Origin of the sequence: Streptomyces sp. NPDC059524 (assembly GCF_042749255.1) — a bacterium.
GTDB lineage: Bacteria > Actinomycetota > Actinomycetes > Streptomycetales > Streptomycetaceae > Streptomyces > Streptomyces xanthii.
Genome location: NZ_JBHYTK010000078.1, coordinates 4,040 through 17,513, shown reverse-complemented (window position 1 = coordinate 17,513; position 13,474 = coordinate 4,040). Strand labels below are relative to the sequence as shown.

The 13,474-nt window shown below is 73.3% G+C and carries 11 protein-coding genes; 9 read left to right on the top strand and 2 right to left on the bottom strand.

What is annotated here, in order from left to right:
* Positions 1-4: 4 nt before the first annotated feature.
* From ACFW9D_RS21885 to ACFW9D_RS21865, 5 genes are all read left to right on the top strand, one after another.
* Positions 5-1,084, top strand: coding sequence for an LLM class flavin-dependent oxidoreductase (locus tag ACFW9D_RS21885; RefSeq protein WP_384624005.1), 1,080 nt, complete (start codon positions 5-7; stop codon positions 1,082-1,084).
* Complete coding sequence (locus ACFW9D_RS21880; RefSeq protein ID WP_384624003.1) at positions 1,081-2,406, top strand: LLM class flavin-dependent oxidoreductase; 1,326 nt, start codon at positions 1,081-1,083, stop codon at positions 2,404-2,406. Before ACFW9D_RS21885 ends, ACFW9D_RS21880 begins: the two co-directional genes overlap by 4 nt.
* Positions 2,403-3,164, top strand: coding sequence for a DUF1684 domain-containing protein (locus tag ACFW9D_RS21875; RefSeq protein ID WP_384624001.1), 762 nt, complete (start codon positions 2,403-2,405; stop codon positions 3,162-3,164). Before ACFW9D_RS21880 ends, ACFW9D_RS21875 begins: the two co-directional genes overlap by 4 nt.
* 241 nt (positions 3,165-3,405) lie before the next feature.
* Positions 3,406-4,311 carry a S1 family peptidase gene (locus tag ACFW9D_RS21870; RefSeq protein ID WP_188339772.1) on the top strand — a complete coding sequence of 302 codons (906 nt, stop codon included), beginning with the start codon at positions 3,406-3,408 and terminating at the stop codon, positions 4,309-4,311.
* Positions 4,312-4,433: 122 nt separating this feature from the next.
* Entirely contained in the window at positions 4,434-5,621 is a 1,188-nt protein-coding gene (locus ACFW9D_RS21865) for a S1 family peptidase (protein WP_384623999.1), read from the top strand.
* 71 nt (positions 5,622-5,692) lie between these two features.
* Here the strand turns inward: ACFW9D_RS21865 and ACFW9D_RS21860 are convergent, their stop codons facing one another.
* A complete protein-coding gene (locus tag ACFW9D_RS21860; RefSeq protein WP_188339773.1) occupies positions 5,693-6,712 on the bottom strand; it encodes an ABC transporter permease in 1,020 nt (339 codons plus the stop codon).
* Positions 6,713-6,896: 184 nt separating this feature from the next.
* Here ACFW9D_RS21860 and ACFW9D_RS21855 point away from each other — a divergent pair, with 184 nt between their 5' ends.
* On the top strand, positions 6,897-10,364 hold the full coding sequence (locus tag ACFW9D_RS21855; protein ID WP_384623996.1) for a DNA polymerase III subunit alpha: 3,468 nt from the start codon (positions 6,897-6,899) through the stop codon (positions 10,362-10,364).
* The gene (locus ACFW9D_RS21850) at positions 10,361-11,386 is read left to right on the top strand and encodes a hypothetical protein (RefSeq protein ID WP_384623994.1); all 1,026 of its coding nucleotides are present in this window, start codon (positions 10,361-10,363) and stop codon (positions 11,384-11,386) included. Before ACFW9D_RS21855 ends, ACFW9D_RS21850 begins: the two co-directional genes overlap by 4 nt.
* An 82-nt stretch (positions 11,387-11,468) precedes the next feature.
* Here ACFW9D_RS21850 and ACFW9D_RS21845 read toward each other — a convergent pair whose 3' ends face one another.
* Positions 11,469-11,843, bottom strand: a complete 375-nt coding sequence (locus ACFW9D_RS21845; protein ID WP_384623992.1) for a cupin domain-containing protein — start codon at positions 11,841-11,843, stop codon at positions 11,469-11,471.
* A gap of 92 nt (positions 11,844-11,935) precedes the next feature.
* Here ACFW9D_RS21845 and ACFW9D_RS21840 point away from each other — a divergent pair, with 92 nt between their 5' ends.
* Together ACFW9D_RS21840 and ACFW9D_RS21835 are read left to right on the top strand one after the other, a co-directional pair.
* Entirely contained in the window at positions 11,936-12,382 is a 447-nt protein-coding gene (locus ACFW9D_RS21840; protein ID WP_384623990.1) for a MarR family winged helix-turn-helix transcriptional regulator, read from the top strand.
* A 141-nt stretch (positions 12,383-12,523) separates the two neighbouring features.
* Positions 12,524-13,423, top strand: a complete 900-nt coding sequence (locus ACFW9D_RS21835) for an esterase/lipase family protein (protein WP_384623988.1) — start codon at positions 12,524-12,526, stop codon at positions 13,421-13,423.
* Positions 13,424-13,474 lie beyond the last annotated feature (51 nt).

Sequence of the window (13,474 nt, the reverse complement as noted above, 5' to 3'; positions counted from 1 at the left end):
ACCCATGACCACCCGTCCCGCCGGACGCCGGTCGCTGCACCTCGCCGCGGCCGTCGACCTCCCGGACACCTACGAGGCCGAGCCGTACGAGCGCGCGGTCCGGCTCGCCGAGCACGGCGCGCTCGACTTCGTGACGCTGCACGACTCGTTCGCCGCACCGGGCCCCGACGGACTCGCCGTCCTGTCCCGGCTCGCGCCCCGCACCACCCGGATCGGACTCGTGCCGACCGTCACCACCACCCACACCGAGCCGTTCCACGTGCAGGCCGCGGTCGCCACCCTCGACTGGGTGAGCCGCGGCCGGGCCGGCTGGCGGCCCGACGTCTCCACCGGCGCCGCCGAGGCCCGGCTCTTCGGACGCCGGGACCCGGCCGACCCCGTCGCCCTGTGGGAGGAGGCCGGCGACGTCGTCGACGCGGCCCGCAAGCTGTGGGACAGCTGGGAGGACGACGCCGAGATCCGGGACGTCGCCACCGGCCGCTTCGTCGACCGCGACAGGCTCCACCACGTCGACCACGAGGGACCGACCTTCTCCGTGCGCGGCCCGTCCATCGTGCCGCGCCCGCCGCAGGGCCACCCCGTGGTCGTCGTCGACGCCGGTTCGCCCCACGCCGCCGAGGCCGCCGCCCGGCACGCCGACGTCGCGCTCGTCGCCGAGGCCGAACCGGACCGGCTCGCCGCCGCCCGGACCGCGCTGCGCCGCCGCGCCGCCGAACTCGGGCGCGACCCCGACACCCTGCGGGTCCTCGCGGCGCTGCGCATCGACCTCAGTGCGGGGGAGCGCGCCGCGCGGCCCGGCCACGGCGGCGGCCCGCTGCCCACCGAGGACGGCCCGCTGTACCGCGGCGGGCCCGTCGACCTCGCCGACCTCATCGCCGACCGGCACCGGGAGGGCGCCGCCGACGGCTTCCACCTCACGCCGCTCGACCCGCGCCGCGACCTGGAACGCCTCGTCAACGCAACGGTGCCGCTGCTCCAGCACCGCGGCCTGTTCCGGACCTTCTATCCGGGCAGCACCCTGCGCGAACACCTGGGGCTCGCCCGGCCCGTCAACCAGTACGCCACCGCGGGGGAGCGGCGATGACCACCACACCCACGACATCCACGGGGCCCCGGCAGGTGCACCTCGCCGCGCACTTCCCGGGCGTCAACAACACCACCGTCTGGGCCGACCCCCGGTCGCGCTCCCAGATCGACTTCACGTCCTTCGAGTACCTGGCCCGCACCGCCGAACGTGGCCTGTTCGACTTCTTCTTCCTCGCGGAGGGGCTGCGGCTGCGCGAGCACAAGGGGCGCATCCACGACCTCGACGTCGTCGGCCGCCCCGAGTCGATCACCGTCCTGAACGCCCTCGCGGCCGTCACGGACCGGCTCGGGCTCGCCGCCACGGTCAACGCCACCTTCAACGAGCCGTACGAGACCGCGCGCCGCTTCGCCACCCTGGACCACCTGAGCCGGGGCCGCGCCGCGTGGAACGTGGTGACCTCCTCCGACGCGTTCACCGGGGAGAACTTCCGGCGCGGCGGCTTCCTCGACCGCGCGGACCGGTACACCCGGGCCGCCGAGTTCGTGGACGTGGCCCGGCAGGTGTGGGACGCCGGCGCCGAGCGCACGTTCCGCCACGCGGGACAGCACTTCACCGTCGAGGGCGACCTCGGGCCGGCGCGCCCGCCGCAGGGACACCCGGTCGTGATCCAGGCCGGCGACTCCGACGAGGGCCGCGAGTTCGCCGCGTCCGCCGCCGACGTCATCTTCACGCGCCACGGGACGCTGGAGGCGGGCCGCGCCTTCTCCGCCGACGTGAAGGGCCGCCTCGCCCGCTACGGACGTGCCCAGGGCGACCTCAAGATCATGCCGGGCGTCACCTTCGTGCTCGGCGACACCGCGGAGGAGGCCCAGGAGAAGGCCGCCGAGATCCGCCGGCAGCAGGTCTCCCCGCAGAACGCGCTCCTCATCCTCGAACAGGTCTGGGGCGTCGACCTCTCCGCGTACGACCCGGACGGACCGCTGCCCGACATCGACCCGGTGCCCGGCACCGGGCTCTCCCAGGGGCGCACCCACCGCGGCGACGTGTTCGAACTGGCCGAGAAGTGGCGGGCGCTCTCCCGCGACAAGGGCCTGTCCATCCGGCAGACCGTCATCGAGACCACGCGCCGTCAGTCCTTCATCGGCACCCCGGCCGCGGTCGCCGCCGAGATCGACACCTTCGTGCAGGCCGGGGCCGCCGACGGCTTCATCCTCGTCCCGCACCTCACCCCGGGCGGCCTCGACGACTTCGTCGACCAGGTCGTCCCCCTCCTCCAGGAGCGCGGCGTCTTCCGCACGGAATACACCGGCACGACCCTGCGCTCCCACCTCGGGCTGCCCGTCCCGGCACCGCGCCACGAAAGGATCCCCACCGCATGACCGACGCCGCCGACCTCCGGAAGCAGTGGCACGAGGAGCGCACCGCCGCCGTCCGTGCCCCGCACGGCCCGCTCGCCCTCGCCGGCACCCACTGGCTCGCCGACCATCCGGAAGGGCAACTTCCGGCCATCCCCGGGCGGTGGCGCGCCGACGGCGACGCCGTCGTCCTCACCGCGGGCCCGGACGACGGATACGCGACGACGGGCGAGCTCAGACTGGCCGCCGACACCACCGTGCCGCTCGGCGAGCGGCGGCTCGTCGTCATCGTCCGTGAAGGCCTGTGGGCGGTACGGGACTTCGACCCCGCCGCCCCCACCCGTACCGCCTTCACCGGGATCGACATCGCGCCCCACGACCCGCGCTGGACCCTCCCCGCACAGTTCACGCCGTACGACGAGGCCCGCGAGATCCGGGTCGGGAACGCGGACGGAGTGGAGCGCGGGCTCGGGCTCGCCGGGGAGCTGTCCTTCACGCTCGACGGCAGCCGTCACACCCTGCGCGTGACGGGGCTGCCCGACGGCCGGCTCTGGGCCGTGTTCGCCGACGCCACCAGCGGGAAGAGCACGTACCGCTTCCGCTTCCTGTACGCGGACGCCCCCGGCGCCGAAGGCCGCACGACCGTCGATCTGAACCGCGCCGTGCTGCCCAACTGCGCCTTCGCCGACCACTTCGTCTGCCCCTTCCCGCCCCCGGGCAACACCCTGCCGGTGGCCGTCGACGCGGGCGAACGGAACCTGACCGCGCCCCTCGCCGTCTGACAGGGCGAGCCGGGCCCCGGCGGCGTGAAGCCGTCGGGGCATGCCGTCGTGCTTGCGGAGAACCGGTGGAAGGCCGAAAGGCACCCTTGTGCCGGGTAGTTGAGAACCCGAATACTCCCGATCAGCGCTTGTCAGGGTCACGTCGCGTTCGGAATCCGGACCGCGGGCCGGGGTCCTGGCTGCGCCTCACCGGGCCCCGACCCCACGCGGGCCCCCGACTTCCCTACGGGAGGAACGACCAGTGAGGATCAAGCGCACCACCCCCCTCAGCGGCACGGCGAGACGGACCCGGCTGATCGCCGCGGGCACCGGGCTGCTGGCCGCTGCGGCGTTCGCCGTACCCAGCGCGCACGCCGCCGAGACCCCGCAGACCTTCACGGCCGCCGAACTCGCGCAGACCACCGACGCGGTGCGGGGCGCCGATGTCGCCGGTACCGCGTGGGCCGTCGACGCGAAGACCAAGCAGGTCGTCGTGACCGTCGACAGCACGGTCTCGCAGGCGGAGATCAACAAGATCCGTCAGGAGGCCGGCGCCAACGCGGGCGCGCTCAAGATCGAGCGCACACCGGGCACCTTCAAGAAGCTGATCTCCGGCGGCGACGCCATCTACGCGAGCAGCTGGCGGTGCTCGCTCGGCTTCAACGTCCAGGACAGCAGCGGCAACTACTACTTCCTGACCGCCGGTCACTGCACCGACGGCGCGGGCACCTGGTGGTCGAACTCGTCGCACTCGACGACCCTCGGCTCCACCGCCGGGTCCAGCTTCCCGGGCAACGACTACGGCATCGTGCGCTACACGAACAGCTCCGTGACCAAGTCCGGCACCGTCGGCAGCCAGGACATCACGAGCGCCGCCACGCCGTCCGTGGGCACCACGGTCTACCGGCGCGGCTCCACCACCGGCACGCACAGCGGCCGGGTCACCGCCCTCAACGCCACCGTGAACTACGGCGGCGGCGACATCGTCTCCGGCCTCATCCAGACCACGGTCTGCGCCGAGCCCGGTGACTCCGGCGGTCCGCTCTACGGTGGCACCAAGGCGTACGGGCTGACCTCCGGCGGCAGCGGCAACTGCTCCTCCGGCGGTACGACGTTCTTCCAGCCGGTCACCGAGGCGCTCAGCGCGTACGGGGTGCACGTGTACTGACCTGACGTCGGTTCAGGTACGTCCTGTCGCAGCAGCCAGTAGGTGGGAAGCCCCGCCCGGCAATCGCCGGGCGGGGCTTCTCGTGCCGCTTGTCCCGTCCTCGGTGGGTCTTGAATTCGGGGTTGTGTGCGAGTGGGGTCCGTGGGAATAGTGGGGCGCGTCAGCCTCACGGAGCCGGTCCACCCCCACATCGGGCCGGTTCCCGACCCCCCACAGGAGGACGAGAGTTGAAGCACCGACGCATGTCCAAGCGGCGTGCCGCGATCGCCGGAGGCGGAATACTCGCCCTGGCCGCCGCGGGCATCACCTTCCAGACCGCGAACGCCAGCACCGAGACCCCGGTCCAGACGCCCCGTACGCTCTCCGTCGCCAAGGCCGGGGATCTCGCCTCGGCCCTGACGAAGGATCTGGGCGCCGACTCGGCGGGCAGCTACTACGACGCCCGCACCAAGCAGCTCGTGATGAACGTGCTGAGCGAGGACGCCGTCAAGACCGTCGAGGCGGTCGGCGCCAAGGCCAGAATCGTGCAGAACTCGCTCGCCGCGCTGAAGAGCGCCCGCACCACCCTGAAGAACGACGCCACCATCCCGGGCACCTCCTGGGCCACCGACCCGGCCACCAACAAGGTCGTCGTCACCGCCGACCGCACGGTCGAGGGCGCGGCCTGGGCCAAGCTGAGCAAGGTGGTCGACGGGCTCGGCGGCAAGGCCGAACTCAAGCGCACCCAGGGTGAGTTCAAGCCCTTCGTCGCGGGCGGCGACGCCATCACCGGGGGCGGCGGCCGCTGTTCCCTCGGGTTCAACGTGGTCAAGGGCGGTGAGCCGTACTTCATCACCGCGGGCCACTGCACCGAGGCGATCTCCACCTGGTCGGACTCCAGCGGCCAGGAGATCGGTACGAACGAGCAGTCCAGCTTCCCGGACAACGACTTCGGGCTCGTGAAGTACACCGCGGACGTGCCGCACCCCAGCGAGGTGAACCTCTACAACGGTTCCGCGCAGCAGATCACCGGGGCCGCCGACGCGACCGTGGGCATGAAGGTCACCCGCTCCGGCTCCACCACCCAGGTCCACGACGGCACGGTGACCGGCCTGGACGCCACCGTGAACTACGGCAACGGCGACATCGTCAACGGCCTGATCCAGACCGACGTGTGCGCCGAGCCCGGTGACAGCGGCGGCTCGCTGTTCTCCGGCGACAAGGCGATCGGCCTCACCTCCGGCGGCAGCGGCGACTGCACGTCGGGCGGCGAGACGTTCTTCCAGCCGGTGACCGAGGCGCTCTCCGCCACGGGCACGCAGATCGGCTGACCGAACGCCGGAACAGAACGAAGAAGGGGCACCCCGCGTGTGCGGGGTGCCCCTTCTTCCTGTTCGTCGGGCTAGCTCTGCGCGGGCCGGTGCTTGCGTTCGCGCAGGGCCGCCACCAGCAGGGTGACCGCGACGCCCAGGACCGCCCAGGCGGAGAGGACCAGGAGGGACTTTGTCAGGGCGTTGCCCTCGAAGTAGGCGATCGAACGGGCCGCCCAGGTGCCGGCGCCCGGTGGCAGCCACGGTCCGATCGCCTGCCAGAACGGGGGCAGCATCGGCAGCGGGAAGGCGCCGCCCGCGCTCGGGTTGCCGGCCACGACGACGAGCAGCACGGCGAGGCCGATGCCGACGACGCCCGTCAGCTCCTGGAGGGCCAGGGTGATCGCGCCGACCGCGAAGGTGACCAGCGCGCCTAGCCCGGTGAGCCCCCAGAAGGAGCCCGGCAGCGCGCCCAGGATGGTGTCGCCGACGATGAGCGCGCCGCCGATGCCGCCGACGACCGAGACCAGCGCCATGGCCCCGATCCGGATGCCCGCGCGCTGCGGGCTCGCGCGCAGCGCCCCGGCGCTGATCGACATGATCGAGGCGCACAGGTAGCCGCCGACGCACCAGCCGATGACGAGGTAGAACGACGACAGCCCGTTGAAGTCCTCGGACGAGGCGGGGGCCACGTCGATCGTGCGCACGGTGCGCTGCTCGGCGGCCTCGATCCGGACGGTCAGGACCTGCAGGACGTTCGAGAGGGCCGCGCCGCCGCCGGACGCGACGAGCAGGGTGTCGGTGGTGCCCCGGGGGTCGATGATCAGGGCGCCGTCGATCTTCCGGTCCATGATCTGCTGCCGTGCCGTCTCCCGGTCGGCGACCACCCGTGGATCGAGCGGCGACCCGGGCAACTGGTCGAGCCGCTGCTCGGCCTGCTGGGCGACGGCCGGCACGGGGGCCACGACGCCGTACGGCACGTCCTTCGGCTCGGGGCTGTGCAGCGCCCCCACGTAGGAGGTGATGAACAGGAGCTGCAGGGCGAGCACCCCGATGACGAGCAGCGCGGCTCGTGGGGTGACGGCGGCCTTGAACTCGTCGGCGAACTTCATGCCCCCACGGTCCGGTGGGCCCCGCCCGCGTGCAGTCGGGGAGGGCCGAACGGGTGCAGCGGGGAGCGGGTCCGCACGAGTATTCGCACAGATATTCGAACATGGTTTATGGTGAGGAGAGCGGGCCCGATGGGGCACGCGTGGCAGGTCAGGCAGGAGGGGGCAGGGTAGCGAGGTGGTTCGGATGCGGGGCTTCACGCATCTCCACACCGCCTCCGGGTTCTCCCTGCGGTACGGCGCCTCACACCCCGACGCGCTCGCCGAGCGGGCCGCCGAGCGGGAGATGGACGCGCTCGCGCTGACCGACCGGGACACCCTCGGCGGCGCCGTCCGCTTCGCCAAGGCGGCGAGCCGGGCCGGCATCCGTCCCCTGTTCGGCGTCGACCTCGCGGTCGCCGCACCGCAGGAGGCCGCGGGCCGCACCGAGCGCCGGCGCACCCCGGCCCGCGGTGGCGCCTTCGTCGACGAGTCGGCCCAGCGCGCCGTGTTCCTCGCCCGCGACGGCGCGGCCGGCTGGGCCGCCCTGTGCGACCTCGTCACCGCCGCCCACCGGGACCTCCCCGACGGCGCGCGCCCCCTGCTGCCCTGGGACACCACCGTGGGCGACCACGTCACCGTGCTGCTCGGCCCCGACTCCGACGTCGGCCGCGCCCTGGCTGCCGGACGCCCCGACCGCGCGGCCCGGCTGCTCGCCCCCTGGCGGGAGCGGTACGGGGACGCGGCGCTGCGCATCGAGGCGGTCCACCACGGGCGCGGCGGGACCGGACCCGGCTCGCTGCGGCTCGCCGCCCGCGCCCTCGGCTTCGCCGTCGAACAGAAGATCATGCCGGTCCTGACCAACGCCGTGCGCTACGCCGACCCCGGACAGGGTGAGGTCGCCGACGTCCTCGACTCGGCGCGCCGGCTCGTCCCGATCGACCCGCGCGCCGGGCTCGACGGCGGCGAGCGCTGGCTCAAGCCCGGAGACGGCATGGCGGACCTCGCCCTGCGCGTCGCCGAGGCCGCCGGCTACCGCGCGAACACCGCCCGCCGCCTCCTCGACGTCACCGAGCAGACCGCCGCCGCCTGCCGCGTCGACCCCGAGGACGACCTGGGCCTCGGCCGCGTCCACTTCCCCGAACCGGACCTCGTCGGCGCCGCCCGGCGCACCCCCGAGCGGGTGCTGCGCTCGCGCTGCGCCGCCGCGATGCTCGCCCGCCGCTACGACCGGCAGCCGGAGTACTGGGGCCGTCTGGAGGAGGAGCTCGGCCTGATCGAACGGCTCGGCTACGCCGCCTACTTCCTCACCGTCGCCCAGGTGGTCGCCGACACCCGGGACCTCGGCATCCGGGTGGCCGCCCGCGGCTCCGGCGCCGGATCCCTGGTCAGCCACCTGCTCGGCATCGCCACCGCCGACCCGGTCGAGCACGGACTGCTCATGGAGCGGTTCCTGTCCGAGCGGCGCACCGAACTGCCCGACATCGACATCGACGTGGAGTCCGCCCGCCGGCTCGAGGTCTACCGCGCGATCCTGGAGCGCTTCGGCCCGGAGCGGGTTGCCACCGTCTCCATGCCCGAGACCTACCGGGTGCGGCACGCCGTGCGCGACGTCGGCCTCGCCCTCGGACTGAACCCGGGCGAGGTCGACCGGCTCGCCAAGTCCTTCCCGCACATCCGCGCCCGCGACGCCCGCGCCGCCCTCCAGGAACTGCCGGAACTGCGCGGCATCGACCCGCAGGCGTACGGGCCGCGGCTGTGGGACCTGGTCGAGGCGCTCGACGGTCTGCCGCGCGGCATCGCCATGCACCCGTGCGGGGTGCTGCTCTCCGACACCGCGCTGCTGCGCCGCACCCCCGTCGTGCCGACCAGCACCGAGGGCTTCCCCATGTCCCAGTTCGACAAGGAGGACGTGGAGGACCTCGGGCTGCTCAAGCTCGACGTGCTCGGGGTGCGCATGCAGTCCGCGATGGCGCACGCCGTCGCCGAGATCGAACGGACCACCGGGCGGCACATCGACCTCGACGACCCCGCGCAGGTGCCGCCGGGCGACCCGAAGACGTACGCGCTCATCAAGAGCTCCCAGACGCTCGGCTGCTTCCAGACCGAGTCGCCCGGCCAGCGGGACCTCATCGCGCGGCTGCAGCCCGAGACCTTCCACGACCTCGTCGTGGACATCTCGCTGTTCCGCCCCGGACCGGTCGCGGCGAACATGGTCGACCCGTTCATCAAGGCGCGGCACGGCCGGCAGGCGCCCCGGTACCCGCACGAGGACCTGAAGCCCGTACTGGAGGACACGTACGGAGTGGTCGTCTTCCACGAGCAGATCATCCGCATCCTGGACGTGATGACCGGCTGCGGTCTCGCCTTCGGCGACTACACGCGGCGGGCCCTGTCGGACCCCGGACAGGTGGGCCGGGTGAAGGCCTGGTTCGCCGAGCGGGCGCGCGGACGCGGCTACGCGGAGGAGGTCGTCGAGCGGACCTGGGAGATCGTCGAGGCGTTCGGCGCGTACGGGTTCTGCAAGGCGCACGCCGTCGCGTTCGCCGTGCCCTCGTACCAGTCGGCCTGGCTCAAGGCGCACCGCCCCGCCGCCTTCTACGCGGGGCTGCTCACGCACGACCCCGGCATGTACCCGAAGCGGCTGCTGCTCGCGGACGCGCGGCGGCGGGGGGTGCCGCTGCTTCCGCTGGATGTCAACGCGTCGGACGCGGCCTATCGAATCGAACTGGTGTCTGAGCGAGGGGTTCCGGAGTACGGGCTCCGGCTCGCGCTCGGTGATGTGCGCGGCATGAGCGAGGACGAGGCCGCCCGGATCGTCGCGGGCCGCCCCTACGTCTCGCTCCAGGACTTCCTCTCCCGGGCCCGCCCCTCCCGCCCCGTCGCCGAACGGCTCGCCCAGGTCGGCGCGTTGGACGCCTTCGGGCGCAACCGGCGCGACCTGATGCTGCACATCGCCGAACTGCACCGATCCCGACTCCGCTCGGGCAGTGGCCAGTTGGCGCTCGGCGAGACCGGCGACGCCCCCGACACGGTCGCCCCCGCCCACCTGCCCGACCTCGACGACGCCGAACGGCTCGGCGCCGAGCTCGGCGTGCTCGGCATGGACACCTCCCGCCATCTCCTCGGCGACCAGCGGGAGTTGCTCGACGAACTCGGCGTGGTGCCCGCGCAGCGGCTGCGGGATCTGCCGCACGGGCAGGTCGTGCTCGTCGCCGGCGCGAAGGGTGCCGTCCAGACCCCGCCGGTCCGCTCCGGCAAACGCGTCATCTTCGCCACGCTCGACGACACGACGGGCCTGGTCGACTGCGCGTTCTTCGAGGACAGCCACGAGGCCAGCGCGCACACCGTCTTCCACTCCTGGCTGCTGCTCGTGCGCGGCGTGGTGCAGCGCCGCGGCGGCGGCAGCGGCAAGGCCCTCTCGGTCACCGGGTCCGCCGCCTGGGACCTGACCGAACTGGCCGAACTGCGCCGCACCGGCGGCCTGTCCGCCGTCACCGAGCGGCTCACCGAACACGGGCTGCCGGCGGCGGACGGCGACTTCGGGACCGGCGGCCGCACCATTCACCTGGAGACCGGTTACGACCTGCACCCGTGGGCGGACCTCCAGCCGCCCGGCGCATCCGTCAAGCAGAGCCGCAAGCTGTGGCACCAGAGCCCGGGGAGCGCGGGATGAACGAGAAGACGACGTACGGAAAGGATCCGGAGGACCCGCACGGGATGCACGTCCTGTACATCCACTTCCACGAGCTGACGGACGAGCCGCTCTACCACCGGCTGCTCGACCTCCTCGCCGAGTTCACCCCGCAGGTGCAGGCCCTGCCGCCGGACGCCGCGCTCGCCGACGTCTCCGGCAGCCTGCGCTACTTCGGCACCGACGCCCTCGCCCTCGCCGAACGCGTCCGCGCCCGCACCGGCGGCCTCTACGGGCTGCGCTCGACCGTCGGCGTCGCCGCGAACCCCATGCTGGCCCGCATGGTCGCCGCCGACGGGCCGCCCTCCGCGGTGCGCGCGCTGCCCGACGACGTGGACGCCGTCGCCGCCTTCCTCGCGCACAAGCCCGCCGCCGCGCTGCACGGGGTCGGCCCCGCGACCGCCCGCACCCTGTCCTCGTACGGACTGGACAGCGTCGGAAAGATCGCCGCCGCGCCGCTCGGCACCCTCCAGCGGATCCTCGGCGCCGGTGCGGGGCGGCGGCTGCACGACGCGGCGCACGGGCTGGACCCGACCCGGGTGGTCCCCGCGGCCCCGGCCCGCTCGCTGCGCGTCGAACACCGCTTCCCGCAGGACGAGTTGGACCCGGACGTGCGGCGCGCCGCCCTGCTCGCCCTCACCGACCGGCTCGGGCTGCGGCTGCGCGCCGAGCGGCAGGCCACCCGCTCCCTCGCCCTCACCGTCCGCTACGCCGACCGCACCGGGTACACGACGATCACGCGCAGCCGCACCCTGCGCGAGGCCACGTCCCACACCCCGCCGCTGACCGCGCTGGCCCGCGAGCTCCACGACCGGCTCGCGCTGCAGCGGGCCCGGGTCCGCTCCCTCGCCCTGCGCGCGGAGGATCTGATCCCGGCCGAACAGGCCCCGCGCCAGCTCCTGTTCGACCCCGTCGACGAGCGGGCCCGCCGCATCGAGGCCGTCGTCGACCGGGCTCGCCGCAAGTACGGCCCCGACGCGGTGCGCCCGGCCGGCGCGGGCTGACCCTCTCGGCTGCGGCGCCCGGCCGGGCGGTTCAGCCGCAGACTCCGAACACCGTCGCCCCCCTGGACAGGGCGCGTCCGGGTCAGTTCGCCCAGGGCGGTGCGATCCGGGTTCCGTCCTGCAGGGTCGCCTCCAGGCCCACCGACGTGGTCACCCACATCGACGCGGGGGAGTCCGTCGGGTTCTCCACCGAGAGTTCCGCGCCCGCGTTCACGATCGCCGTGTCGCCCGCGGTCAGGGCATGGGCCGTGCCGTCGAGCGTCAGGTGCAGTGAGCCGGAGAGCACGTGCAGGATCTCCTCCCGCGTCACGGTGTGCGGGGTCCCCTTCGTGCCCGCCGGGATCTCGCCCCGCCAGGCCGCCAGCTCCTTGCTGCCGCTGTGGGGGGTGGCGTACGAGACGAAGCGGACGCCGTGCAGGTCGTGGACGACGGCCTCTGACGCGCGGACTACGGGCATGGTGGGTCCTTCCGACGGGGTGAATTGGTCAAGCTTCTTGACTAGATGGTCAAGCAGCTTGACCGAATAGTCAAGGGTGTTTCAATGGGGCCGTGCAGAACTCCGACGCCCTCGCCCTGTCCATCGCCCTGCTCGCCGCGGCCGGGGACCTGACCCAGCGCATCCACGAGGGCGTCCTGGCCAGGGGTTTCGAGGGGGTGCGGCCCGCGCACGGCTTCGCTTTCGTGCGGATCTCCGCCGGGGACGCCACGGTCACCGATGTCGCCGCGCACCTCGGCGTCACCAAGCAGGCGGCCAGCCAGCTCGTCGACGAGCTGGAGCGCAAGGGGTACGTGGAGCGCCGCCCGCACCCGAGGGACGCACGCGCCCGGCTCGTCGTGCTCACCGAGCACGGCCGCGCCTGCACCCGCGCCGCCGACGCGGCCGCCGCCGACGCGGTGCGGCCCTGGGTGGAGCGGCTGGGGGAGCGGCAGGCCGCCGCACTCGTACGACAATTGCTGGCCATCGCGCCGAACGGACCGATCCGGCCCATCTGGTGACACCCTGTCAGCGGAGTGATCCACAAGGGCACCGGGAATTCTTTACCGACGCGTAACTTCACCCCTGCACTACCCGCGCGTAACTTGTCTGGGCAACCGCACAGCTCACTCCTGCAACTCCCTTGAGCCGCAAGGAGATCCATGAAGCTGCCCCGAAGCCCACGCCCCGTTCGGCCTGGCCGGTCCGTACGATCCGCATGGCGGCGGACGCTGCGCGCCGCGACCGTCACCGCCGCGCTCCTCGCCGCCACCGTCACCCCCCTCGGCGCCGCTCACGCGAGCACCGCGCCCGACCGCGGCTGGAACGACTGGTCCTGCCGCCCCTCGGCCGCGCACCCCCGCCCCGTCGTCCTCGTCCACGGCACCTTCGGCAACTCCGTGGACAACTGGCTCGTCCTCGCGCCGTACCTGGTGAAGCGCGGCTACTGCGTCTTCTCGCTCGACTACGGGCAGCTGCCCGGCGTCCCGCTCTTCAACGGCCTCGGCCCGATCGCCAAGTCCGCCGAACAGCTCGACGCCTTCGTCGACAAGGTGCGCGGCACCACCGGCACCGCGAAGGTCGACCTCGTCGGCCACTCGCAGGGCGGCATGATGCCGCGCTACTACCTGAAGTTCCTCGGCGGCGCCGCCGAGGTGAACTCCCTCGTCGGACTCGCCCCCGACAACCACGGCACCACCCTCAACGGGCTCACCAAGCTGCTGCCCTACTTCCCGGGCGCCGGCGACCTGCTCACCCTCGCCACCCCGGGCCTCGCCGACCAGGTCGCGGGCTCGGACTTCATCACCAGGCTCAACGCGGGCGGCGACACCGTGCCCGGCGTCCACTACACCGTCATCGCGACCAAGTACGACGAGGTCGTGACCCCGTACCGCAGCCAGTTCCTGGACGGGCCCGACGTGCGCAACGTGCTCCTCCAGGACCTGTGCCCCGTCGACCTCTCCGAGCACGTGACGATCGGCACCGTCGACCTCGTCGCGTACCACGAGGTCGCCAACGCCCTCGACCCCGCCCACGCCACCCCGACCGACTGCTTCAACTGACCCACCCCCCACGCGAACGGCCCGGTCCTCGCCCTCCCCGCTCCGGAGGAG

Bases quoted from the DNA above. Each gene is read 5' to 3' on its own strand.
- ACFW9D_RS21885 (WP_384624005.1), top strand. From the start codon at position 5: ATGACCACCCGTCCCGCCGGACGCCGGTCGCTGCACCTCGCCGCGGCC.
- ACFW9D_RS21880 (WP_384624003.1), top strand. From the start codon at position 1,081: ATGACCACCACACCCACGACATCCACGGGGCCCCGGCAGGTGCACCTC.
- ACFW9D_RS21875 (WP_384624001.1), top strand. From the start codon at position 2,403: ATGACCGACGCCGCCGACCTCCGGAAGCAGTGGCACGAGGAGCGCACC.
- ACFW9D_RS21860 (WP_188339773.1), bottom strand. From the start codon at position 6,712: ATGAAGTTCGCCGACGAGTTCAAGGCCGCCGTCACCCCACGAGCCGCG.
- ACFW9D_RS21855 (WP_384623996.1), top strand. From the start codon at position 6,897: ATGCGGGGCTTCACGCATCTCCACACCGCCTCCGGGTTCTCCCTGCGG.
- ACFW9D_RS21850 (WP_384623994.1), top strand. From the start codon at position 10,361: ATGAACGAGAAGACGACGTACGGAAAGGATCCGGAGGACCCGCACGGG.
- ACFW9D_RS21845 (WP_384623992.1), bottom strand. From the start codon at position 11,843: ATGCCCGTAGTCCGCGCGTCAGAGGCCGTCGTCCACGACCTGCACGGC.
- ACFW9D_RS21835 (WP_384623988.1), top strand. From the start codon at position 12,524: ATGAAGCTGCCCCGAAGCCCACGCCCCGTTCGGCCTGGCCGGTCCGTA.